Origin of the sequence: Bacillus sp. FJAT-29790, assembly GCF_019039215.1 — a bacterium.
GTDB lineage: Bacteria > Bacillota > Bacilli > Bacillales > Cytobacillaceae > Cytobacillus.
Map to the genome: position 1 here is coordinate 320,511 of NZ_JAHNZZ010000003.1, position 23,446 is coordinate 343,956.

The following is a 23,446-nucleotide window of genomic DNA, read 5'->3' on the forward strand; positions in this document are numbered from 1 at the left end:
GTATATCATGTACGTTTTACATTTTTTATTGAAAAATCTTGACAAACTATTAGCTGGTTTTATGGCATAACTGACCATGAATATAAACATCTTTTTTCCATGAGCGCAAAGCTTACTTTCTAGTTAACCTAGAAGGGTAGATACTGGAACGCTGCACGGAGTAATAAGAAAGCTAAAACAACCATAATTACTCCCTTTGATAGTTTCTTTAGTTTTTCACTTTCAAATGTTTTATTTAACAAATAAAAGAAACCTACAACCCATATTCCTTCTCTAAAGAAATCATAAAAGACACTTCCAAACATGCCTAAAATTCCCCTCAAATAAGCAAATATAATCAAAGTCTCCCCCCTACTCACCGATCTCCAATTTTCATTAACTTAATAAGAATTATTTCAAATTCCAACCATTTTCACAATATTTTACTTAAGAAACTGATCCTTATACCTAATAAGGGCACAGGATCTTATTTCATTATCGCGCCCATTAGCCATCCATGCAGCACAAAATCAGTGCTGCACCACAGAGTATGAAAAAAATTAGGAAGCGCCAACACTGATACTGACCTTAATCCAGTCAACCCATTACATATATCAATGTATTGTAGCTCTTTCTATTTTTTAACAATGGATAAAGAGGCTCATTGATATTGCCTTTTTTCGAAGTTAGAGAAGTTTATTATCAGGGTAGTTGAATATCACTAACCCTGAATTTTATCATTTAACTTCTTTAATAATTCAATTATTTCATTATTTTGTTCAACCTGTTTTTGATTTGTCTTTTTTAATGTAAATATCCACCCAATAATAACGATTATTGCGATTAAATATAAAAACGGAATCAATGAAGTAATTAGCGTTATCATCAAATCTGTCTCCTCCATATTTATCCACCCCCCATTTTTGCACTTCATACTGATTATTTCAAATTCCCTTTATTTTCACAATAAGTTCCTCCATTAAATGGCCCTTTCATGAAGAAAGGCGCTTTCCATTTCGGAAAAGGGCCCTTTAATGAAAAATTATACAACAGTAATTTTAGCTTTTAGATGCATATGATTTCTCTCAAATGCACCACTTATAAAAAACATTTGCTATTATCCTACACATGTAATAAAATACTTACATATGATACATTTTAATTACGGCGATGAATTACTTTTGGTTTTAGAAGCTTTATCGAATCCACACAGATTAAAAATTATTGCGGTTTTATCAGAAGGACGACAATATGTAAGTGAGTTAGCACGTGAGTTAGGTATAAGTAGACCTTTACTATATCTTCACTTACAAAAGCTAGAGGAGGCGAATTTAGTTTCAAGTAGCTTGGAAATTTTAGAAAGTGGAAAAACAGCGAAATACTATATGCTTAATTCATTTCAGTTAGAAATCAACGAAGTAATGATTTCCAGATTGGCATCAACATTAACATTTAAAAAGAAAGATACGTAAGTATAAAGGAGAAGTGAATAATGAATGGAATACTTGGGTTAGTTACGTTATTAGTCCCCATCGCATTGGTTGTTTTTGTTATTTATTTTATCTTTAAAACTATTAAAGGGTATGAAAAAAGAGCAAATGAAAAACTAATGCTTGAACGTGAAAATACATTAACGCTTCAAAAGAGAGTAGATGATTTAAACGAGAGATTAGTGAACATCGAAAAAATGCTAAAAGAAGTCGAATGATAAAAAAGACGAACTCTGACTAATAACGGGTTCGGTAGTTGGGGAGAAAAGTGCTAAAAACAATGTAATTAACAACCTAATTAGCACATATATCAGCAGTAAATTAGCAGAATAAACGGCAAGGAAAAACGCTCAGAAAAAATCTGAGCGTTTTTTTGCATAATTTTTTCTAACCTAATTGAACTAAAACACCTTGATATTTAAATAAGCCAATCTTATTCTATTACCTCGATTTTTATCGCTCCTGCTTGGGCGGGATAGGATGTAAACATTTTGCCATTAAACCATATTCTCACCTTGTTACCGACCTGTAAGCTATCTTTATCAACATCACTAAAATAAATAAGGGAAATCCCTTCTTTATTTAAATCTGAGATTGATTTTTCTTTAATTGCTTTAAAATCTTTTGCTGTAACGACCTCTGCAACTAATACCTTGTTTTCCTCCATTTCGAGAATATAACCCTCTATTTTTTCCTGTGTGCCTGAGCAACCAACTAAACTAAAGAAAAGAAAAAAGACGATAAGCAAAATTCTCATTATCTCCTATCCCCCTTTCATCCACATCATTTCACAATCAACAAATTTATTTTAACATAAAATTTCCAATTTCCTTCAAAAAAATAAATTCGCTTCTTATTAAACTCTACCTTCTGTGTAAAATTGGCTATCATTTGGAAATCAAATCCGCAACCCTTTTAACACGTATTTTAACGATACCCCATAAATTTTTATATTTAGGTTAGATATTTAAGACAGTTGATAATAAAAGGACCACACATATTAGATATGTCTAATATGTGTGGTCCTTTTATTAATTCTTTATTCGACTAACGCACCCGTTAGTTGAAGAACGAAGTATTCAAAGTTTAAAGTTTCTTACCACACCACGGACAAAAATCTATTCCAATACTTGAGGTTCCGCCATCACGAATTATTATTCCATAGTGCTTATCCTTTTCATAGAATATGATGAGTTTGTCGGGACATTCAAAAGGGTTTCCATGTATATCGCACTTGAAATTAGCATGATAGTTCATATCCTCACAACAATGTTTTTTCATAATTGTTTTCTCCTTTATTAATTAAAGCCCCGTTAGTAAGATTTAATCCCAATAATTAAATACGACTTTTCCTACTGTTTTTGATTGCCAATAGATAAGTTGTTCCAATTCATCTTGGTGTAAAATGTTTTCATTTTTGATGGTAATCTTTTTACTTTCCTGATTATATCTTAAAGGTTCATTCAGTTGATTAGGACTTAATACTTTATAATACTGATCAACTATTCTTGATAGTTCAGGTTCGTCAATGAATGAATGGTAATGTACATCTAATTCACAAGTAGAAGTAAATGCCATAAAGGGATAATGACTATTAAGCAAGACTTGAACCTTCTTACCCTTCACTTTAATAATACACTCGTAAAAATTTTTCGCTGCTACTCCATCTTCATCTGTTAGTAACCAGCAGATACTGCCTTTGCAAATATATTATTTAATAGTAATTTGTCTTTCGAATAAATTATGAATGTATTCAGCTTAAAACAAAGCTGACGCCGCTTGAAAAACGGCGTCAGGCTTCGTAATTCTTCCTATTTCTACAACAGGCTCTATTATTTCTGTCTATTTGCTCGGGTTCACTTCATTCCCGCGAGACAGCCTTTTTTACTCGCATTATTATTATGTGCTAACAACGGGAGCTGGCTGGCTATCATCACCACACAATATAGCATTCACGAATCTGGTCGTTGCCCTTAGTATCCACATAAACCTTATATGGTCCCACCTGGTAGACGTCTGCCGCGTTATTACTGATTAGTATCTCTTCAGTGAAATCCTCCGTCGAACCATCGGAGTATGATTCCGTAACGATAACTGTCAGTCTGTTCTGATTACCATTGAGTCTCTCTACCGTAGCCAACGGCGTCGCGCTGTCGACAGTGACTACCGGGAGAATTACCGCTCCATGTATTTCAGAACCATCATAGACAACGACTGCATAATTCGCGCCGGCATCAACATCGCTGCCTTTAACACTAATCATCGCCTTGCCGTTTGTGAATGTCGCGGAAGCCACTGAAACGCCGTCTTTTTCTAATACCGCTTGGTAACCGTCAGGGACATCCGCCGTTACGGGGATATTGGCGTCACGATTACTCTCGATACGCTCTACCGGAGCGAGGCTTATTTCCGCGCCCAGACTCGTTAAGTCTTCGTATGAATAGTCGGACACGTACTCATACAGCTTAACACGGCTATCAGCTGCAAAGCCCTCCAGAGGATCCGTGCCTCCTTGGCCGACAAAACCGTTTGCGTTTCCGTGCAGCGCATAAGTGTAATTGCTAGAACCAGTATGAAGAAATAGCGTCGTCTCGCCCGTATCGGGGTCTATACCCGTGTTAAACCATACCGCTCGATCTAATGCACTATCTCCAATAGTTGTGTCTGTGCGTAAAGGTGCTGTCATGTCATTGCTCAAATCCCGCCACAAAATAGAGGGGGCGACAAGGCCGCCGTGAACCAGACTTAACATTGTGTATCCAGTGTATCCGTTCGCACTTGTGTATGGTCCCGGATCGGGGCTGGTGCTCTCTGTAAAGATAAATCTCATATTATCCTGGATCTGCTCCGGCGCTATAATAATGTCGTCAACTATGGTGACAGCAGTACCCGCAAGCCCTCGTTTGGCGTTGGTTACACCGCCGGTTGCCGGGACGGTTGCTACGTTCATATTGGTCAGAGCTAGACCTGAGTTGGCGGAGACAACAATATAAGTCTTACCGGATTCAATAGTTTTGGCCAATCTCCAAAAATTTTCCGGAGCATTGAAGTCAGTAACACGCGCCGGAATAATCGGAGTCCAGTTCTGATCCCACAGAGATTTCTTTAACGTCAATGTTTTCAATTCATCAGCGTCTATACTACTTTCTGTATTAATAGTGAGCGTGCCACTTGTATGTTTTGGTAAGGGCTTAAATTCCTTACTGTTGAGCATTGCCAATTTACCGTCGTCCAGATTATAGAACGCCTGAAACAGTTTGGGTTCGGTCTCCCCATCGCTGAAGCGGATACTGACGGATGAGCGGTAGCCCGAATCCGTATAGTTTTGGTCATTCTCCCATTCGGCGGTCATATGCCCGAAGTTCACCGTATATGTTGTCGATATATTCGGCGATTCTTTCCAGGTTATTTTCACCGTCGCCACAGCTGGCTCCCCAGCATTCACCGCACCCCTTGCCGGATCGAGCGTAACGCTAATATTAACAGAATCGTCGGGGTATTGGTGTGCAACGTTCGCGGCAGAAAAGTCAATGTTTGAGACGTCCCTAGGCACGTTTACATCAAATTCAGTTTTGCCCCCGACATTGAAAACATCACCACCGAAGTTAAACGACGTAAGCTTTGGTGGCATCTTATCAAGCCCGAGATAGACCTCTGGATTAATGATGGCCCAATATGCTTCTTTTGGTGCACGATTGGAGTCGAACGGCAGCGGGTAACCCGTACTGCGCCAGCTGTTGTTATCGGCTACTCCCCAGAAAGTAACTCGTTCTATAGAATCGGAGTACTTCTTATACAGCATGAACAGCTTGGCGTACAATACCGCCTGCTCTTTCAATTGCTCCTCGGTTGGTTGAACGTTAGCTGAAGTACCGTTGAATTGTACGTCAAGTTCGGTAATGCTGATCTCCAACCCAGTTTCACTATATATCTTTAAAACTTCCTCTAAATTATCTACATTGAGTCTGAGGTTGTAATGCCCTTGTATTCCGATACCCTCGATCAATTTCCTGCCGTTTGCCTCAGGGTGTTCTTTTGCGTATCTTTCGTTTAGCTCATTGACCATTGAGGCAATTGCGATTGCTTTGTTGGGAAGTTCTTCGTCGTTAAAGTCATTGTAATACAGTGTTGCGTCCGGGGCGGCCTCACGCGCGAACAAGAAGGCATCATAGATATAATCCCATCCGTTTCCGCCGTTAGCGTAAGCTTCAAACCATCTGGACGGCCGTTCTGTTGGATTAGTGCCGGAGCGAAGCGCGTTCCGCCAGTCGGTCGGATTTTCCGGATTATCCCTCATTGCCTCGTTAACAACGTCCCATGCGTCGAGCTTATAAGGACCCTGACTGTAGTGTCCGGCGATTGTCGAAATATACCTTTTCAAGCTGGCCCTTGCCTCGGTATAATTCAAACCGCTCGGCGGCCAGCCAGCCGATTGATTATGCCAAGCAAGCGCATGTCCAATCGTATAGAAACCGTCGGCATTGACTTGAGTTAACATGTTGTCGGCTGATGTGAATGACGGATCGCTAGTTGCGTTTCGCCATATGGAGTCTGGCTTCGTAGCGTTTTCGGGAGTAAGCGCGTTATAGTGGAACTTCATAAAATCATACTTCGCTGCATTGTTTAAATCGGCCGGGCTAACAGTATTGCCGATAAGGAAATAGTCCTTGTATACTTCTTTCAGCGACACAACCTCTTCCGACGAAGCATCGACAACCTCTGCTGCTGAAGCATTGATAGCCGGGATTGAGGTATCGGTTAAAAAAACCAAGGTAAAAACCAGCACTAAAAAATACGTCAGTAGGTTTCTAGCTTTTTTCTTCAATAAAATCATTCCTTTCATAACTTTGATTCCTTGTGTTTTTGTTAAATTAATTTGTTTTTGTTTTTTTGATGGACATCACTAATTGATACAATAAATTCATTTCGATGGTCCCATCATATTTTGGATTTATACGAATAAACCTTTATTTTACTGGCTTTCACCAGTTGTTTCTATATCCCCCCTCCGGTTCTGCGTGGTGTTGTTTTGATTTTTTGGAGTGCTTTTTTCCTTGCCTTGTCCAATGTAAGCAACAAGTTCCTACATGACATGTCCTTTGTCTTTCCGCCTGAAACTGCCATCCTTCATTTCGCACAGCATCACTGACAGCCTTGATTACAGGATTTCAGAGTCTTCTGATATATCTCTTCAGATAAACTCAGTCTCCTCTGTAATTTCCGGTCTATCTTGCTTGTTACATTCGAAATTAAAAGGTTGATTCCTGCTCTATTTCTCAAATCAAAAAAAATAGGCTTTTATGTTTAGTTCGAATTGCCTAATTTTGCCTTTTTTTAAGTCTACGCCGAAACCAATTATTTTTTAGGGTTACTTGAATAGTCACAGGATAAATTTAAGGTGGCTAAATATTAGACATATCTAATATTTAGCCACCCTATTTTTTATGGTTTATTGAACTGAACTATCCACTTAGTAAGCCTTATCCATTTTTAATGCATTGTATGCTTTTTAATACAGTAACGAGAGATTTGGTGTGAACTTTTTTCAATCTCCATTTAGTTAATTGAACTAACCTGCCCGTTAGTGGAAGTACATTTCTTCACAATCTTAATAACACCATTATAATAATTATCCAATTAAAAAATCATCTCCCATCAAAATATCATTAGAGGGGAGCCGATTCTAATAAACTTTATTATAAATTTGCGACCTTCATTTTAATTAATATAAATTGAGGAAGCTATTTCAAAGATACCGTTTATTCAAACAGGCATGAAATGGTATTTTTTGCTTTCTTTGATTTAATAAATAGAAATGGAATAATGGTAAAAGGCATTAAAAATATAAATAGTAATTACTGAAAAGGTAATACTTTTAATTATAAAATATAAAGAAACTACGCACTCTCGTTACATTTTAAAGTATAAGTTTGTCATCTATCCTTTTAAAGCATAAGCATGTCATAGTGACATTTTTATGCTTTAAGTAACAAAAAAAATCTATAAGAGAAATGATTAAGTAAAGTAAAGCATAAATCTTCCTAAAATAAAATAAAGCATAAGCTTTCCAAACGGAAAACTTATGCTTTACGTCACAACAAAAAACAAAAAACCACCAAATATGTATTTGGTGGAGACGGTGGGAGTTGAACCCACGTCCAGAAACATCGGCACTTAAGCTTCTACGAGTGTAGTCGACATATTCGTGTTTCGCTGATCCATCTGCCTATCGACAGGCGTTAGGGCAGCTAGTCTGGTTGTTCTCTTCCTTCATCCTCAGACGGTGGAATCCGGCGTAGCCCACTTAGAGTGAGTCCCTTACCCTACCACATGGGCAATGGAGGGAGGAACCGCTAAGCGCTATTAAGCAGCTAAAGCGAAGTTGTTTTGTTGTTTGCCAGTTATAGGCTTTGACGTTTTAACGAGGCCGATCCCCTCGACTCGCAACCTAAGCTCGAACTATCCCTGTCGAATCCGTAGCGTCCCCATTATAAAAGGCCTGCACCGAATCTTATTCTGCATGCTGACGACATCCGGAATGCTCGAGAAGCTTGAGCAAAAGTTTGTGTCACTCTCTGTGACAATTATTATTATAACATATCCTGCTATAATTTCAATTGTAAGTTTTTAGGAACTACATTTTCTGTCTTTCTCGGAAAGCACGTTCTACTTCACGCTTGGCTTCTTTCTTTTTCAGATCTTCACGCTTGTCGTATTTCTTTTTACCTTTCGCAAGACCGATTAGAACTTTTGCGTACCCATTTTTTAGATAAAGCTTTAATGGGACAAGCGAATAACCGATTTCTTTCGTATCTCCAATTAATTTGCTAATTTCCTTATTATGAAGAAGTAGCTTTCTTTCACGGAGCGGATCATGATTATACCGGTTTCCCTGTTCATAAGGGCTGATATGCATACCGATCAAAAAGACTTCACCACTTTGAATTCTTGCATAAGAATCCTTCAGATTAACTCTGCCTCCGCGGATCGATTTAATCTCTGTCCCCTGCAGAACAATCCCTGCTTCATATGTTTCTTCGATTGAATAATCATGATACGCCTTTTTATTTTGCGCGATCATTTTACCTACGCCCTTCGGCATTGTATTTCCCCCTCTAATCCTACTGCCGAAAAGCCTTTATTTGTTAGGCTCTTTTCGCATAGTTTGTTGTTTTTGGCTTTAAAAGTTTACCCGTTGATTTCCGCTACGGGCACTTGCTTTCCGCGGGGAGGGACGGGAGCCTCCTCGGCGTAACCGCCTGCGGGGTCTCCCGTTCCCTCTATGCCCGCAGGAGTCAAGTACCCTCCGCTCCAATCAACTCAGATTGATATATAAAATCACACTAATAAAGCAACAAAGTTTACGAAAACAGCCATTTATTAAGACGCTGACCGACAGGAAAAAATTTGATTCATTTATTTAAGCTGTAACAGACACATTCAGATGGTTCCTTCATTGTATCAAATTTCCACAATCCGCTCAACGTACAAGGGGAAAGAGAGCCTTGAATAGGAAAGGCTCTCCAAAGTTTATCTTAAATTGACTGCAGACCGTTTTAAATTCGCCACGTCCTCCCAAAAGCTGCGTTTTTAGTCGTGCGGTGATTACGCTTCTTTTAGCTTTCCTAGTCTTGCGGCGTCCCTTCATTAACGGAAGCTTTACCTAACGCTTCTTATTCTTCCGCTTCACTTTTGGTGCATTTTCGTAATGCTTTTTATTCTTTTTCGGCTTTTTCTTAGAGGTATCGTCTTTTTTCCCCGGTTCAGTCTTGCCTTTACGAGGCTTTCTCTCACTGCTTCTCGTTTTAAAAATCTTCGGCATATCTCTTGTTTCCCGTCTGCGACCTTTCATGCCAACGATTTCAAAATCAATCGACCGCTCTTCCTTATTTACTTTAACGACCCTGACCGTAATTTCATCCCCGATTCGGAACACATTTCCGGTCCGTTCGCCAATCATCGCTAAATGACGCTCATCATAACGATAATAATCATCCGTCATATAGCTAACATGGATTAGTCCTTCGATGGTATTCGGAAGCTCAACAAACATACCGAAGTTTGTTACAGAGCTAATAATTCCATCGTATTCCTCACCAATTTTGTCTTCCATATATTCAGCTTTTTTTAGTTCATCGGTTTCACGCTCAGCTTCAACCGATCTTCTCTCCATATTGGAAGAATGCTCCGCAATATCAGGGAGGAGGGCATTCCACTTTTCTCTAGTCGCCTGATCAAGCTTTCCTTCAATCAAGTAAGTCCGGATTAAACGGTGGACGATTAAATCTGGATATCTGCGGATCGGTGAAGTAAAGTGAGTATAAAACTCAGTCGACAGCCCAAAGTGGCCAAGACTGTCAGGATTATATTTCGCCTGTTGCATGGAGCGTAACATGACGGTTGAAACAACCATCTCTTCCGGCTTCCCTTGCACTTCCTCAATAATTTCCTGCAACGCACGGGGATGAACAGAATTAGCTGTTCCCCTAACGAATAACCCAAAGTTCGTGATAAACTCAAAAAACCTTCTTAGCTTATCCTCTTTCGGATCTTCATGGATACGGTAAATGAAAGGAACATCCATCCAATGGAAATGCTCTGCAACTGTTTCATTGGCCGCGAGCATAAACTCTTCAATCAGCCGTTCACCTACGGAACGCTCACGAATAACAACATCGTTCGGTTTCCCTTCTTCATCAACGATCACCTTGGCTTCCTTAAAGTCAAAGTCAATCGCTCCACGCTTCATCCGCTTTTCACGTAAAATCTGCGCCAGCTCTTCCATTAGCTGAAACATTGGTACAAGCGGTTCGTAACGCTGTAATAATTCCTCGTCTTTATCCTCTAGAATTTTATTTACATCGGTATAAGTCATTCGCTCGGTTGTTTTAATAACGCTTTGAAAAATTTCATGTGATACGACTTCTCCACCAGGAGCAATCTCCATTTCACATGATAAAGTTAAGCGATCTACCTGCGGATTCAATGAACAAATCCCATTGGACAGGCGGTGAGGAATCATCGGAATAACTCGGTCCACTAAATAGACACTTGTTCCCCGATCCTCTGCTTCACGGTCGATATGCGAATCTTCCCGGACATAGTGGGTAACGTCTGCGATATGTACGCCAAGCTTATAGTTGCCGTTTTCCAGTTTAGTAACTGTAACTGCATCATCCAAATCCTTCGCATCTGCACCGTCAATTGTGACGATTATATCATTTCTTAAATCCCGGCGATTCTCTAGTTCACTTTCATGAATCGTTTCAGGTGTCTCATTCGCTTGTTCAAGAACTTCATCCGGAAAAGCCATCGGAAGATTATGCTTATGAATGATAGAAAGAATATCAACCCCTGGGTCATTTTTATGACCAAGAATTTGGATGACTTCCCCTTCCGCACTTTTTCTGCCTTCCGGATATGTTGTTAGCTTAACAACAACTTTATGCCCTTCGATCGCTCCTTTTGAGGCTGCTTTTGGGATAAAGATATCGCTTGTAAATTTCTTATCATCTGGCAGGACAAATCCAAAATGCTTACTTTCCGTATATGTTCCGACAATTTGCTTAACCCCACGCTCAAGAATACGAACAATTGTCCCTTCTCTTCTTTGCCCTGAATTTTCAGTTGTCACACGGGCGAGTACGATATCCCCATGCATCGCGTTGTTTGTTTCGTTTGGCGGAATAAAAATATCATCCATCCCGGTCTCCTCGGGAATGACAAAAGCAAAGCCCTTTGCATGTCCAGTAAGCTTTCCACGGATAAGATTCATTTTTTCAGGGAGACCGTAGCGGTTGCTTCTCGTCCGAACAACAAGTCCCTTTTCCTCCATCATGACAAGCGCCTTGACAAAATCTTTAAATTCGGACGAATCCTCAATACCGAACGCCGCCTCCATTTCTTGCACTGTCAGCGGCTTATATGCCTCGTCCTTCATATAAATTAAGAGTTTATCCATTATATTTCTAATATTATTTTCCATTAAATATATCCCTCCTATCTAAGAATGTTTCTCTACTATTCTTCCCAATCAAGCTTTTCTAAAAACTGATAAACGTCCTCGTGAAGCCGTTCCCGTTCTTTATCAAGCGTAATGACATGACCGGATTCTTCATACCATTTCAATTCCTTCAGATTTGTTTCCACTTCATTATAAATAATATTGGCGCTTTTCGTATTAATCATATGATCGTGTCGGGCTTGAACAACGAAGGTTGGCGAGTATATCATATCAACATGATTGCGAACATCGGCAATTAGATCTTGAAGGGCTTTCAATGTTTTCATTGGTGTTTGCTGAAAAGCATTCATTTCCTGTTCAATTTGCTCCTCGCTTTTCCCTTCAAGTCTCTTATATTCCCTGGCATATTGTAAAATTCCTTCGTACATCACTTCTTCGCTTTTTATATGCATGGGCGCACACATCGGGACAATGCCCTTTATAGGTACAGTGTAACCTAATTTCAAGGAAAATACGCCGCCAAGCGAAAGGCCGGCTACGGCAATTTCATCATGCCCTTTATTTTTCAAAAAATCGTACCCGTCCATGACATCTTTCCACCAGTCTTCCGGCCCTGTGTAAACTAGTTCTTCTGGCGGCACTCCATGTCCTTTGTATTGAGGCGCATGGCATGTATAGCCCTTACTTTCCAAGAAGCGGCCAAGCATTCTTACGTCAGCTGTATTGCCAGTAAATCCATGCAGCAATAATACGGCTCTTTTTCCGTCCCCGAAGGTAAACGGTTTTGGCGCGATTATTTTCATCTATAAAACCCCTTTAACTTGTAAAATTCTCTTAATCTTTTTGCATTTTTATTAACCCTTCTTATTTTTAGCAAACTGAAGAGCAACATTCCATTAAAAAGCTTTCAAATGAACAAATAAAAAACCTGACCCATTGAAGGCCAGGCATAGTGGATATCTTATAATGAAAAATATGAAACACCGATTGTCAGTACAAAGAAAAGTACAGCAAGAACAACGGTTATGCGATGAAGAATTAGATCAAGACCGCGTGCCTTTTGTTTTCCAAAAAGCTGCTCCGCTCCCCCAGAAATCGCACCAGAAAGACCAGCACTTTTACCTGATTGAAGTAGGACAACAACAATAAGTCCGATAGATACAATAACCAATAGCGTTACTAATAATGTGTGCATAAAGCCACCTCCTGAAAACGCACATTCACAGTATTATAAATTTATCATATTTTCTTTCTGTAAACAATAGATGTCAATATTTTTCAAAAAAGAAGTTGATATGGTGATTCAATTACTCCCTTTAGGCAGGACTTTCTTCATTAAAGTAGAATCAATCCTTAAACTATGTAAAGGAGTGAAAATCTTGATTGCAAAAGAACGGTTAATTCCTCTAAGAATGCTAAAAAACGAAGCACTATTAAGAAGAATTCCCAAACACCATGTAAAACGTACGATTATTGAAAAAGATCAAACAAGAAGGAAAGCGGGCTACCGTGGAGAAGAAGCTTCTGATTACTACGTTAACCAACTCCCCGATAAAGAATACACGATCTTTCATGATCTCCGTCTTCTGAATGAGCAAAACTACTTCCAAATGGATACATTGATCCTTTCCCCTAAGTTCGCACTCATCCTAGAAATAAAGAATATATCAGGCACGATTTATTTTGATTCTTCGTTTAAACACTTTTTTAATTTATCGGCCACTCCGCAAATTTTTAAGGGGGACTGCCATAAATAGCAGCCCCCCTCTCTATTACTTACTCAAATTATAAAAAGATTTCAATCCATCATATACAGCTAATTCACCAAGCTCGTCTTCGATGCGAAGAAGTTGGTTGTATTTAGCGATACGATCAGTACGGGACATAGATCCAGTTTTGATTTGACCAGCATTTGTTGCAACTGCAATGTCTGCGATTGTTGCATCTTCTGTTTCACCAGAACGGTGAGAAACAACAGCAGTGTAGCCCGCACGCTTCGCCATTTCGATTGCTTCAAATGTTTCAGTTAATGTACCAATTTGGTTCACTTTGATCAGGATAGAGTTTCCAACGCCTTGCTCGATTCCTTGAGCAAGTTTTTTCGTATTTGTAACGAATAGGTCATCACCGACAAGTTGAACTTTGCTGCCGATACGTTCTGTTAACAGCTTATGACCAGCCCAATCATTTTCATCCAATCCGTCTTCAATTGAGATGATTGGGAATTCATTTACAAGCTCTTCGTAGAAGTTAACCATGTCTTCTGAAGTTAAGCCTGTACGTCCTTCACCTGCAAGATCGTATTTGCCTGTTTCTTTGTTATAGAACTCAGAAGAAGCAACGTCCATTGCAAGATAGATGTCTTTTCCAGCTTCGTAGCCAGCGTTAGAAATCGCTTCGATAATAACTTCTAATGCTTCGCGGTTGGATCCAAGGTTTGGAGCGAATCCACCTTCGTCACCAACAGCAGTATTCAAGCCTTTTCCAGAAAGAACTTTTTTCAATGAATGGAAAATTTCCGCACCCATGCGGATTGCTTCTTTAAATGTAGGAGCTCCTACAGGCATGATCATAAATTCTTGGAAATCAACGTTGTTATCAGCATGTGATCCGCCATTGATAATGTTCATCATTGGAGTCGGAAGTTGTTTTGCGTTGAATCCGCCAAGGTAACGGTATAATGGAAGGCCAACCGATTCAGCAGCTGCATGAGCAGCAGCCATTGAAACGCCAAGGATCGCATTTGCACCTAGCTTACCTTTATTATCAGAACCATCTAATTCAATCATCGCACGGTCGATACCAACTTGGTCAGTTACATCCATACCGATAATTGCTTCAGCAATAATATCATTTACATTATCAACCGCTTTTTGAACACCTTTACCAAGGTAACGGGATTTGTCGCCGTCACGGAGTTCAACAGCTTCATGTTCACCAGTGGAAGCTCCTGAAGGAACAATCGCACGGCCAAAGAAGCCGGAATCTGTTAAAATTTCTACTTCAACTGTTGGATTCCCACGGGAGTCTAAAACTTCACGAGCGTATACGTTTTGAATAAATGGCATATTAATTCTCTCCTTTAATTTTCGATGTTAATCTTTTTGTAAGATTTTTCGACATAATTCGGGCAGTGCCTGTCTTTTTAGATGCAAGTCTAATTGGAATAAATCGGCGAATGAGCCGATTTACTTATTAAGCAATGATTTTCCTGTCATTTCTGCAGGCTTTTCGAGACCTAAGAGATCAAGCATCGTTGGCGCAAGATCACCAAGAATTCCATCTTCGCGAAGCTCTGCACCTTTTTGTGTGATAATCACTGGTACAGGATTGGTTGTATGAGCAGTCATCGGGCTGCCTTCAAGGGTAATCACTTCATCAGCATTGCCATGGTCGGCTGTGATGATTGCTTTTCCGCCTTTTTGAATGATCAAATCCACGATCTTGCCTAAACATTCATCGACTGTTTCAACCGCTTTAATCGTTGGCTCAAGCATACCGGAATGTCCGACCATGTCAGGATTCGCAAAGTTTAAAATGATCGCATCGAAATGATCTGCTTCTATTTCTTTCAGTAACGCGTCCGTTACTTCATAAGCGCTCATTTCTGGCTGCAAATCATAGGTTGCTACCTTTGGCGAATTAATTAGGATCCGCTTTTCGCCGGGGAATTCTGCCTCGCGACCACCACTCATAAAAAATGTAACATGAGGATATTTCTCCGTTTCAGCAATCCGAAGCTGCTTCAAGCCATTTTGTGATAAAACCTCACCAAGCGTATTATCCAAGTTGCTTGGTTCAAAAGCTACATACCCTTCAACCGTTTCACTAAAATGAGTCAAACATACAAAGAATAAATTCTCAGGATGCTTTGAACCCCTGTCAAAAGAACGGAAATCTTTGTTTGTAAAAGTATTTGAAATTTGTATTGCACGATCTGGACGGAAGTTATAGAAAATGACTGCATCATTATCTTGAATCGTCGCAACTGGCTCCCCATTTTCCTTCGTAATAACGGAAGGAAGAACAAACTCGTCAAAAATCCCATTCTTATAATTATCTTCAACTAAATCAATAGCATTCGTGTAAGAAGGCCCTTCTCCATAGACCATTGAACGGTAGGATTTTTCGACCCGTTCCCAGCGCTTATCCCTGTCCATGGAATAGTATCGACCAGAAATCGTGGCAAATTCGCCAACTCCGTATTCCTTCATCTTTTCTTCCGCTGCTTTGATAAAGCCTTCAGCTGTTTTTGGTCCAACATCCCGGCCATCTAAAAACCCGTGAACATAGACATTTTCAACGCCTTCTTCCGCAGCAAGATGAAGAAGAGCATACAAATGATTAATATGGCTGTGTACCCCGCCATCTGAAAGCAAACCCATCAGATGTAGATTGGTACCATTTTTTTTCACATGTTCAATTGCCTTTAAAAAGGTTTCGTTTTTCTCAAATTGACCTTCACGAATGGATACATTCACTCTTGTCAGACTTTGATAAACGACTCGGCCGGCACCAATATTTAAGTGTCCGACTTCCGAATTTCCCATCTGTCCTTCTGGCAATCCAACCGCTTCTCCGCTCGCTACTAACGATGCGTGCGGATAAGTGTTCCAGAATCGCTCAAAATTAGGTTTCTTTGCTTGAGCAACAGCATTACCCATTTGCTCTCCTCTTAACGCAAACCCATCTAAGATGATTAATGCAACAGGGGATTTACTCATTCTTCCCTGCCTCCAGTAATTGGAGGAATGATTGTGGCTCTAAGCTGGCTCCGCCAACTAAAGCGCCATCGATATCAGGCTGAGACATATATTCCTTAATATTACCTGGTTTCACGCTGCCGCCATATTGAATGCGAAGTGCTTCTGCAGCATCTTGTGAAAATTGCTCACCAACCACTTGGCGAATATGAGCACATACTTCATTTGCATCTTCAGCAGTGGAAGATTTACCTGTTCCAATCGCCCAAATCGGCTCGTAAGCAATAACCGTTTGCTTTACTTGCTCATCTGTCAGGCCTTGTAATGCCTTCTCGACTTGAGAGCCAACTAGAGCTTTTGTTTCGCCATTTTCGCGCTGTTCAAGCGTTTCACCACAGCATACGATTGGAATTAGATTGTTTTTGAAGGCAGCCAAAGTTTTCTTATTTACAGCTTCATCTGTTTCATTAAACATTTCACGGCGCTCTGAATGGCCAAGAATCACATATTTCACGCCGATATCTTCTAGTGCTACAGGACTGATTTCACCTGTAAAAGCACCACTTTCCTCGAAATGCATATTCTGTGCGCCAATTGCAACGTTAGACCCTTTTGCATCTTCTACTAAACGTTCTAAGAATAAGGCTGGAGCACATACGACTGTTTCTACCTTTTCAATTCCTGGTACGACATTTTTAATTTCCTCAAGAAATGCTTTTGCCTCAGGAAGAGTCTTTTGCATTTTCCAGTTTCCAGCAATAATTGGTTTACGCATGTTGTACATCCTTTCATGCTTATGATTATAAGTTATTTATCGTTTAAAGCTACAACGCCAGGTAGGACTTTCCCTTCCATAAATTCAAGAGAAGCACCGCCCCCGGTTGAAATATGGCTCATACGGTCGGCAAGATGGAATTTCTCTACTGCTGCTGCAGAGTCTCCGCCACCAATAACGGAATATGTATCGTTTGCTTCAGCTAGGGCCTCAGCAACCGCTCTCGTTCCACCAGCAAATTTTGATATTTCAAAAACACCCATCGGTCCGTTCCAAATAACAAGCTTTGAATTTTGAATGACATCACTATATATTTCAGCTGTTTTGGGGCCAATATCAAGGGCTTCCCAGTCAGCAGGAATTTCTTCAATTGCAACTGTTTTTATATTCGCTTCAGCAGAAAAATCATCGGCAACAATCACATCGACTGGCATGTAGAAATTAACACCTTTTTCTTCTGCCATTTTCATAAATGATTTTGCTAAATCGATTTTATCTTCTTCTAAAAGTGATTTTCCTATTTCATGACCTTGTGCTTTTACAAACGTATAGGCCAATCCACCGCCGATGATTAAGTTATCCACTTTTTCAAGGAGGTTTTCAATCACGCCGATTTTATCCTTAACCTTTGCTCCACCGATGATTGCTGTGAACGGGCGTTCTGGATTCGAAAGTGCTTTCCCGAGAACTTCCAGCTCTTTTTCCATTAAAAGGCCTGATACAGCTGGCAGATGATGGGCAATTCCCTCTGTTGACGCATGCGCACGGTGTGCAGCACCAAATGCATCATTTACATAAAGATCAGCTAATTCAGCAAATGCTTTCGCCAATTCTGGATCGTTTTTCTCCTCACCAGCATAGAAACGAACGTTTTCAAGGAGAAGAATGTCTCCCTCAACCATTGTTTCAATTGTCCCTTTAACAGCGTCGCCAAAAGCTTCATCCGCTTTTTTAACTTCTTTTCCAAGAAGCTCTGATAAGCGTTTCGCTACAGGTGTTAGGCGCAATTCCTCAACTACTTGTCCTTTTGGACGTCCAAGATGGCTAGCTAAAATGACTTTAGCTCCCTTGTCAGTTAGGAATTTAATAGTAGGAAGTGCAGCACGAATGCGAGTTTCATCTGTTACTTGTCCGTCTTGCATCGGCACATTGAAATCAACACGGCAAAATACTCGCTTACCTTTTAACTCTACATCTTTTACGCTCATTTTGTTCATAGCCAAAGGACCTCCAATATCAAAAATAAAGAGGAGAGGGAATTGTTCCCTTCTCCCCTTATACACTCTATCATTATAGACGTTCACACATTTAATATCCATTCAGACAGGTCATATTTCAAAGTTTTTTATCATTTGAGATATGGCTGAGTCTGGGTCATTGTGAACACTTATTCCTTGTAAAAAACGGGGCTTATAGTCCTTTTTGAGCAATGTAATCAACAAGGTCAACGACACGGTTAGAGTATCCTGTTTCGTTGTCATACCAAGAGATTACTTTTACCATGCTGCCTTCCATAACCATTGTTGAAAGGGCATCAATTGTAGAAGAACTTGCATTTCCGTTATAGTCGCTAGATACAAGCGGCTCTTCGCTGTAAGCTAAAATGCCTTTTAATTCGCCTTCTGCTGCTTCTTTTAATGCTGCATTAACTTCTTCTGCCGTTACATCTTTATCAAGTTCTGCAACTAAGTCAACTAAAGAAACGTTTGGAGTCGGAACACGCATAGCTCCACCATTTAATTTTCCTTTTAACTCAGGTAATACTAGTGATACTGCTTTCGCTGCTCCAGTTGAAGTTGGAATGATATTCTCAGCAGCTGCGCGAGCACGACGGTAGTCCTTGTGCGGTAAATCAAGGATTTGTTGGTCGTTAGTATATGAGTGAACAGTTGTCATCATTCCGCGTCTAATGCCGAACTTATCATTCAATACTTTCGCAAATGGCGCTAAACAGTTAGTCGTACAAGATGCGTTTGAGATAACATGGTGGTTTGCTGGGTCATATTTATCATGGTTTACTCCCATAACCACTGTGATATCTTCATCTGAGGCAGGAGCAGAGATAATTACTTTCTTTGCACCAGCTTCTAAATGTTTCGCAGCATCTGCGCGTTTTGTGAAGCGGCCTGTAGATTCAACAACTACCTCTACACCAAGATCTCCCCAGCCAAGTTGAGCAGGGTCACGCTCAGCAAGAACCTTTACTTTATGTCCGCCAACTACTAAGTAATCACCATCCACTTTTACTTCTTCATTTAAAGTTCCGTGAACAGTATCATATTTTAAAAGGTGTGCAAGCATGTTTGCATCAGTTAAGTCATTAACTGCAACGATCTCTACGTTTGGGTTATTTAGTGCTGCGCGTAATACATTACGTCCAATTCTTCCAAATCCATTAATACCAATTTTTACTGCCATTATTTTTTCCTCCCTAAAAGGATTTAGTTTTATGTTTATATATAAAAGGGATTACCCCTTTAATAACTGTTTTGCGGCTCCTTCATCAGTAACGAGAATCGTTGATGTAGGTGCTTGTTTCATGTATGCAGCGATTGCCTTTGCTTTCGATGCCCCTCCCGCCACTGCGATTACATGCGGGATACGTGATAAGTTTTGAAGTTGAAGCCCAATGGTCTGAACTTTATGAACAACCTCGCCAGCTTCATTGAAATAGTAGCCAAATGCTTCTCCTACAGCTTCCGCTTTGTGGATTTTCACAAGGTCTTCACTGCTCGTTTTCCGCCGTTCGGCCATTGTTATAGCGTCCCCAATCCCATGTAAAACCATGCTTGCAGACTTAATTAAGCTTAAGACCTCATTAATTTCAGGCTCCTTAATCATCGATTCATACATTTCCCTGCTAACTTGGTCGGGTATATAAAGGACACGATGCCTGGAGTCCGTATGAGAAGCCATTGCTGCACAGATCGTGTTGGCCTGGTTTTTCACATCCTCACCTAGTCCACCTCGCGCAGGAACAAATAACGCATCCTGCTTGACAAGATCTGGTGTTAACATATCAGCTACAGCCGCCATCGTTGAACCGCCAGTTACGGCGATAATATTATTTCCTTTGAGGCTTGCTTTCATGCTGCATGCTGCCGCTCTTCCAAGTTCATTTTTTACCCATGGGGATGCTTCGCTGTCTCCGGAAACGATGATGGCTTTCTGAATCCCAAGCTTCCTTTGTAATTCTCGCTCCATGACACTAATACCAGTTATGTCGCGCATCACACTGCCAAGTTTTTCGAGTAAATCCTTCCCATCAATGGTAAGACTCATTCCCGAGCTTGTTATCGAAATAAGATTCTGGCTCTTTAAAAACTCAACCTCGCTCCTCAATACTCTTTCTGTCAAACTGAGGCTGACGGAAAGACTCCTTCTTCCTACTGGCTCCATTAAGCCAATGTAATGAAGGATATCGTAGCGTTTTTGCATAACAGCTAACAAATCAGGTAATAATCTTTTTTGTATATCAATTAGTGAGTACATCCGAAGTGCTCCTTCATTAGGTGGTCATTTTTCGTCCCGCACAGACATATTATGTCCCGCTGACACCAAAAAAAATCACTCCGTCTTCAAATTCATTCTAGCAGGAGTGATAAATAAATTCAACTCAAAAAGATTTGTTTTTTTCAGACAGCGCTTCCTTAATGGACCAATAATCAATTTGCCCATATTGAATTTCCTCTCCATCAATTTCAACAACAGGAATCATCAATCCATACTTTTCCGTCAACGCGTCACTTTTTTCGATATCTTCTTCTTTATAAATAAAATCACACTCTTCTTGTAGTTCCAGAATGACTTTCTTGGCTTTATCACATAACGGACAGCGGCTGCGAGTATATAGAACAAGAGTACTTTCCACTAACTTTCTCCCTTTCAATCATATCTTTTTCGCTTAGAGGATGACGGAATTCCGAGCTGATCTCGATATTTCGCAATCGTTCTTCTTGAAACGACCATGCCCTCTTTTTCTTTCAGCAAATGAACGAGCTCTTGATCTGACAAGGGCTTTTGTTTATTTTCGTCAGCCACCATTTTGCTAATAATGGTTTTTACTTGTTTGGATGAAGTATTCTCATCTGATGTCGTCTTAATTGTACTTGAAAAAAATGATCTCAATTCCAGCGTTCCATATGGCGTTTGGGCATATTTTTCCCGGACAGCCCTGCTGACAGTGGATTCATGAATATCGAGCTCCTCCGAAATTTCCTTCATCGTCATTGGCCGTAAATAGGAGGGCCCATTTTTGAAGAATTCTTGCTGTTTCTCTACGATCTTTAAAGAAACCTTTGTCAATGTTTCTTTTCTTTGCTCAATACTCCTTATAATCCACTGGTAGTCTTGATTATTCTCCTGTAAAAATCGGCTAACCTGCTTATCCTTGTACGAAGAAAATTTTTGATAATACTCATTATTAAAACTAACTTTCGGAAGCGCTTCATCAAAAATACTGACAGAAAATGATTCACCATCCCATTTAATCACTACGTCAGGAACGATATAGGAAGATTTTTCGTTCTGAAAAGATGAAGCAGGCCTTGGATTTAGCTTTTGTACGAAATCAAAAACCTCTTGAATGTCTTTCATTTTTACACCGAGATGTTTGGATATGTCCTTCCATTTCTTTTCTGCAAAGGAGTGAAAGTGATTTTCGATTATTTCTTCGGCTAGATCATTCCTCTTCTCTATCCTTTTTAATTGCAAAAGAAGACATTCTTGCAAATTACGAGCACCAATGCCCGCAGGCTCTAGCTCCTGTAAAAGTTTAAGACTTTCATTGACTTCTTCTTCCGATATTTGAAAGCGAACAGCAATTTCATTTAGCTCCGCTCGCAAGTAACCGTTTTCATCCAAGCATTCAATAAGGTAGTCAAAAACCTTTTCCCCTTCAGCAGTTACAGTTTCGAAGTCTAGTTGTGACTTAATATACTCATCTAGATAGGTCACCTTCGCACCGATCTGTTCGATCCAATTTTGTTTATCTTTATCAGTCTTTTTCTTAGTTGGTTTTGTACGATCTTTGCGGGGATCCATTGCCTGAACGTTGCCCGATTCAATTTGTAATAAGGGATTTTCCAAAGCTTTATCTTCAAGGAATGCAGAAAGCTCCTGCGTATTATATTGCAACAAGGCGATCGCCTGAGTCAACTCCTGCGTCATCGTTAACTTTAATGTCTGCTGCTGCCATAACCCGGCTTGTAAATTCATCATACATCCCCCCTGTCTCCATTTTACAACAAGGAAGTCAAATGGTGTATGGAAAAATAATGGGTTTGGTCGCCTATCTTCAGCAAGGACAAACCTCTTAGGGAGATTGAGAGCTACTATTCGAATGATATGAGGAATTACTCTAAAAGGGGGGAAGATCTTCTAAAAAATAAAAACCCCCTGCCTAGATTAGACAAGAGGTTGGCATTAGCGCCCTCGGCAGGAATCGAACCCACATTTTAAGAACCGGAATCTTACGTGCTATCCGTTGCACCACGAGGGCAAATTTAAAAAGCTGTAACGACTACATTATTATAGGACAACTTTTTATACTTTGCAAGTAAACTTTTGTTTAAAAACTGAAGTAGCGGGTATGATGGAAACTGTGGATCAATTAAAAATAGATGTCGAACGATTTCGCAAGCGATTTGTTTGACCTATATTGACCATCAGTGTATCATTATAATACATACATTCATATGAAATCTTTTTACTTACGTATGTTTACCCTTACTTTAAAGGAGGAATTGGAAAATGAACTTAATCCCTACAGTAATTGAACAAACAAACCGGGGGGAACGCGCTTATGATATTTACTCCCGCCTTTTAAAAGACCGGATTATCATGCTTGGCAGCGGGATCGATGATCATGTATCCAACTCGATTGTTGCTCAATTATTATTCTTGGAAGCCGAGAATCCCGAAAAGGACATATCCATCTACATCAACAGCCCTGGGGGAAGCATTACTGCTGGGATGGCGATCTACGATACGATGCAATTTATTAAGCCAGATGTTCAAACAATTTGTATCGGTATGGCCGCATCAATGGGAGCTTTCTTGCTTGCAGCTGGAACAAAAGGCAAACGCTACGCGCTTCCAAACAGCGAGGTCATGATTCATCAGCCTCTTGGCGGAGCACAGGGCCAAGCAACTGAAATCGAAATTGCCGCGAAGCGTATTTTATTCCTTCGTGATAAACTAAACACGATCCTTTCAGAGCGCACTGGACAGCCGCTAGAAGTAATTGCCAAGGATACAGACCGCGATAACTTCATGACAGCTGAAAGAGCAGTTGAATATGGATTAGTCGACCAAATTATCACTCGTAATCTTTTAGAGAAAAAGAAAGAAAAAGAATAAAATTAAAAACAACTCGCATGTTTCTACAATGCGAGTTGTTTTTTTCTAGTTGGCATAATCGAATGGATATGTGATTCATTGAAGGAGCCTGGATGTGAATGTTATGCCGTTAAATTTTTTAAAGGAATTTATCGAGCAAGCTCGATAAAAATCTGGGCGCAAATACGCCAAGGCG

At 40.1% G+C, this 23,446-nt stretch carries 22 protein-coding genes, 1 tRNA gene and 1 other RNA gene; 4 read left to right on the top strand and 20 right to left on the bottom strand.

Annotated features, from left to right (window positions below):
* Positions 1-128 precede the first annotated feature (128 nt).
* Both BGM26_RS18275 and BGM26_RS18280 read right to left on the bottom strand, forming a co-directional pair.
* The gene (locus BGM26_RS18275) at positions 129-341 is read right to left on the bottom strand and encodes a hypothetical protein (protein WP_217041807.1); all 213 of its coding nucleotides are present in this window, start codon (positions 339-341) and stop codon (positions 129-131) included.
* Between the two features lie 359 nt (positions 342-700).
* Positions 701-883, bottom strand: a complete 183-nt coding sequence (locus BGM26_RS18280) for a hypothetical protein (RefSeq protein WP_217041726.1) — start codon at positions 881-883, stop codon at positions 701-703.
* A gap of 277 nt (positions 884-1,160) precedes the next feature.
* Between BGM26_RS18280 and BGM26_RS18285 the strand changes: the two genes are divergently transcribed.
* Together BGM26_RS18285 and BGM26_RS18290 are read left to right on the top strand one after the other, a co-directional pair.
* Positions 1,161-1,451: an ArsR/SmtB family transcription factor gene (locus BGM26_RS18285; RefSeq protein WP_254119691.1), complete on the top strand. Its 291-nt coding sequence runs from the start codon at positions 1,161-1,163 to the stop codon at positions 1,449-1,451.
* Positions 1,452-1,471: 20 nt separating this feature from the next.
* Entirely contained in the window at positions 1,472-1,687 is a 216-nt protein-coding gene (locus BGM26_RS18290) for a hypothetical protein (RefSeq protein ID WP_217041728.1), read from the top strand.
* A gap of 215 nt (positions 1,688-1,902) precedes the next feature.
* Here BGM26_RS18290 and BGM26_RS18295 read toward each other — a convergent pair whose 3' ends face one another.
* The 9 genes from BGM26_RS18295 to secG form a co-directional block, all read right to left on the bottom strand.
* Positions 1,903-2,226 (bottom strand): DUF3221 domain-containing protein, encoded by a 324-nt coding sequence (locus BGM26_RS18295; protein WP_217041729.1) that lies wholly within the window; start codon positions 2,224-2,226, stop codon positions 1,903-1,905.
* A gap of 329 nt (positions 2,227-2,555) precedes the next feature.
* The gene (locus BGM26_RS22030) at positions 2,556-2,750 is read right to left on the bottom strand and encodes a DUF6980 family protein (RefSeq protein WP_483297818.1); all 195 of its coding nucleotides are present in this window, start codon (positions 2,748-2,750) and stop codon (positions 2,556-2,558) included.
* Between the two features lie 42 nt (positions 2,751-2,792).
* Positions 2,793-3,071: a hypothetical protein gene (locus tag BGM26_RS18300; RefSeq protein WP_217041730.1), complete on the bottom strand. Its 279-nt coding sequence runs from the start codon at positions 3,069-3,071 to the stop codon at positions 2,793-2,795.
* A gap of 331 nt (positions 3,072-3,402) precedes the next feature.
* Complete coding sequence (locus BGM26_RS18305; RefSeq protein ID WP_217041731.1) at positions 3,403-6,312, bottom strand: endo-1,4-beta-xylanase; 2,910 nt, start codon at positions 6,310-6,312, stop codon at positions 3,403-3,405.
* A gap of 1,285 nt (positions 6,313-7,597) precedes the next feature.
* Positions 7,598-7,956, bottom strand: a transfer-messenger RNA (tmRNA) gene (ssrA, locus tag BGM26_RS18310).
* 147 nt (positions 7,957-8,103) lie between these two features.
* On the bottom strand, positions 8,104-8,571 hold the full coding sequence (gene smpB / locus BGM26_RS18315; protein ID WP_217041732.1) for an SsrA-binding protein SmpB: 468 nt from the start codon (positions 8,569-8,571) through the stop codon (positions 8,104-8,106).
* Between the two features lie 561 nt (positions 8,572-9,132).
* Positions 9,133-11,454, bottom strand: a complete 2,322-nt coding sequence (rnr, locus tag BGM26_RS18320) for a ribonuclease R (protein WP_217041733.1) — start codon at positions 11,452-11,454, stop codon at positions 9,133-9,135.
* Positions 11,455-11,489: 35 nt separating this feature from the next.
* Positions 11,490-12,236, bottom strand: a complete 747-nt coding sequence (locus BGM26_RS18325; RefSeq protein ID WP_217041734.1) for an alpha/beta hydrolase — start codon at positions 12,234-12,236, stop codon at positions 11,490-11,492.
* Between the two features lie 158 nt (positions 12,237-12,394).
* Positions 12,395-12,628 carry a preprotein translocase subunit SecG gene (secG, locus tag BGM26_RS18330; RefSeq protein ID WP_217041735.1) on the bottom strand — a complete coding sequence of 78 codons (234 nt, stop codon included), beginning with the start codon at positions 12,626-12,628 and terminating at the stop codon, positions 12,395-12,397.
* Between the two features lie 184 nt (positions 12,629-12,812).
* Between secG and BGM26_RS18335 the strand changes: the two genes are divergently transcribed.
* Positions 12,813-13,190 (top strand): nuclease-related domain-containing protein, encoded by a 378-nt coding sequence (locus tag BGM26_RS18335; protein WP_217041736.1) that lies wholly within the window; start codon positions 12,813-12,815, stop codon positions 13,188-13,190.
* Between the two features lie 15 nt (positions 13,191-13,205).
* On the opposite strand, the gene eno is transcribed toward BGM26_RS18335, so the two are convergent.
* The 9 genes from eno to BGM26_RS18380 all read right to left on the bottom strand — a co-directional run bounded on the left by eno (position 13,206) and on the right by BGM26_RS18380 (position 22,411).
* Positions 13,206-14,501, bottom strand: a complete 1,296-nt coding sequence (gene eno / locus BGM26_RS18340; RefSeq protein ID WP_217041737.1) for a phosphopyruvate hydratase — start codon at positions 14,499-14,501, stop codon at positions 13,206-13,208.
* A 120-nt stretch (positions 14,502-14,621) separates the two neighbouring features.
* The gene (gene gpmI / locus BGM26_RS18345; protein ID WP_217041738.1) at positions 14,622-16,157 is read right to left on the bottom strand and encodes a 2,3-bisphosphoglycerate-independent phosphoglycerate mutase; all 1,536 of its coding nucleotides are present in this window, start codon (positions 16,155-16,157) and stop codon (positions 14,622-14,624) included.
* Entirely contained in the window at positions 16,150-16,911 is a 762-nt protein-coding gene (gene tpiA / locus BGM26_RS18350; RefSeq protein WP_217041739.1) for a triose-phosphate isomerase, read from the bottom strand. Before tpiA ends, gpmI begins: the two co-directional genes overlap by 8 nt.
* Before the next feature lie 32 nt (positions 16,912-16,943).
* The gene (locus BGM26_RS18355) at positions 16,944-18,128 is read right to left on the bottom strand and encodes a phosphoglycerate kinase (RefSeq protein WP_217041740.1); all 1,185 of its coding nucleotides are present in this window, start codon (positions 18,126-18,128) and stop codon (positions 16,944-16,946) included.
* A gap of 193 nt (positions 18,129-18,321) precedes the next feature.
* Complete coding sequence (gene gap, locus BGM26_RS18360) at positions 18,322-19,329, bottom strand: type I glyceraldehyde-3-phosphate dehydrogenase (RefSeq protein WP_217041741.1); 1,008 nt, start codon at positions 19,327-19,329, stop codon at positions 18,322-18,324.
* 51 nt (positions 19,330-19,380) lie between these two features.
* A complete protein-coding gene (locus BGM26_RS18365) occupies positions 19,381-20,403 on the bottom strand; it encodes a sugar-binding transcriptional regulator (RefSeq protein WP_217041742.1) in 1,023 nt (340 codons plus the stop codon).
* Between the two features lie 124 nt (positions 20,404-20,527).
* Complete coding sequence (locus BGM26_RS18370; protein ID WP_217041743.1) at positions 20,528-20,782, bottom strand: glutaredoxin family protein; 255 nt, start codon at positions 20,780-20,782, stop codon at positions 20,528-20,530.
* 14 nt (positions 20,783-20,796) lie between these two features.
* A complete protein-coding gene (gene rpoN, locus BGM26_RS18375) occupies positions 20,797-22,128 on the bottom strand; it encodes an RNA polymerase factor sigma-54 (RefSeq protein ID WP_217041744.1) in 1,332 nt (443 codons plus the stop codon).
* A gap of 211 nt (positions 22,129-22,339) precedes the next feature.
* Positions 22,340-22,411 (bottom strand) — tRNA-Arg (locus BGM26_RS18380).
* Between the two features lie 251 nt (positions 22,412-22,662).
* On the opposite strand from BGM26_RS18380, the gene clpP reads away from it, so the two are divergent.
* On the top strand, positions 22,663-23,271 hold the full coding sequence (gene clpP / locus BGM26_RS18385; protein ID WP_217041745.1) for an ATP-dependent Clp endopeptidase proteolytic subunit ClpP: 609 nt from the start codon (positions 22,663-22,665) through the stop codon (positions 23,269-23,271).
* The last annotated feature ends 175 nt before the right edge of the window (positions 23,272-23,446 follow it).

Excerpts from the sequence above, each read along its gene's own strand:
- rpoN (WP_217041744.1), bottom strand. The coding sequence starts at position 22,128 with ATGAATTTACAAGCCGGGTTATGGCAGCAGCAGACATTAAAGTTAACG.
- clpP (WP_217041745.1), top strand. The coding sequence starts at position 22,663 with ATGAACTTAATCCCTACAGTAATTGAACAAACAAACCGGGGGGAACGC.
- secG (WP_217041735.1), bottom strand. The coding sequence starts at position 12,628 with ATGCACACATTATTAGTAACGCTATTGGTTATTGTATCTATCGGACTT.
- smpB (WP_217041732.1), bottom strand. The coding sequence starts at position 8,571 with ATGCCGAAGGGCGTAGGTAAAATGATCGCGCAAAATAAAAAGGCGTAT.
- tpiA (WP_217041739.1), bottom strand. The coding sequence starts at position 16,911 with ATGCGTAAACCAATTATTGCTGGAAACTGGAAAATGCAAAAGACTCTT.
- rnr (WP_217041733.1), bottom strand. The coding sequence starts at position 11,454 with ATGGAAAATAATATTAGAAATATAATGGATAAACTCTTAATTTATATG.
- BGM26_RS18295 (WP_217041729.1), bottom strand. The coding sequence starts at position 2,226 with ATGAGAATTTTGCTTATCGTCTTTTTTCTTTTCTTTAGTTTAGTTGGT.
- BGM26_RS18305 (WP_217041731.1), bottom strand. The coding sequence starts at position 6,312 with ATGAAAGGAATGATTTTATTGAAGAAAAAAGCTAGAAACCTACTGACG.
- gap (WP_217041741.1), bottom strand. The coding sequence starts at position 19,329 with ATGGCAGTAAAAATTGGTATTAATGGATTTGGAAGAATTGGACGTAAT.
- BGM26_RS18325 (WP_217041734.1), bottom strand. The coding sequence starts at position 12,236 with ATGAAAATAATCGCGCCAAAACCGTTTACCTTCGGGGACGGAAAAAGA.
- BGM26_RS18365 (WP_217041742.1), bottom strand. The coding sequence starts at position 20,403 with ATGTACTCACTAATTGATATACAAAAAAGATTATTACCTGATTTGTTA.
- gpmI (WP_217041738.1), bottom strand. The coding sequence starts at position 16,157 with ATGAGTAAATCCCCTGTTGCATTAATCATCTTAGATGGGTTTGCGTTA.
- eno (WP_217041737.1), bottom strand. The coding sequence starts at position 14,501 with ATGCCATTTATTCAAAACGTATACGCTCGTGAAGTTTTAGACTCCCGT.
- BGM26_RS18290 (WP_217041728.1), top strand. The coding sequence starts at position 1,472 with ATGAATGGAATACTTGGGTTAGTTACGTTATTAGTCCCCATCGCATTG.
- BGM26_RS22030 (WP_483297818.1), bottom strand. The coding sequence starts at position 2,750 with ATGAAAAAACATTGTTGTGAGGATATGAACTATCATGCTAATTTCAAG.
- BGM26_RS18355 (WP_217041740.1), bottom strand. The coding sequence starts at position 18,128 with ATGAACAAAATGAGCGTAAAAGATGTAGAGTTAAAAGGTAAGCGAGTA.
- BGM26_RS18280 (WP_217041726.1), bottom strand. The coding sequence starts at position 883 with ATGGAGGAGACAGATTTGATGATAACGCTAATTACTTCATTGATTCCG.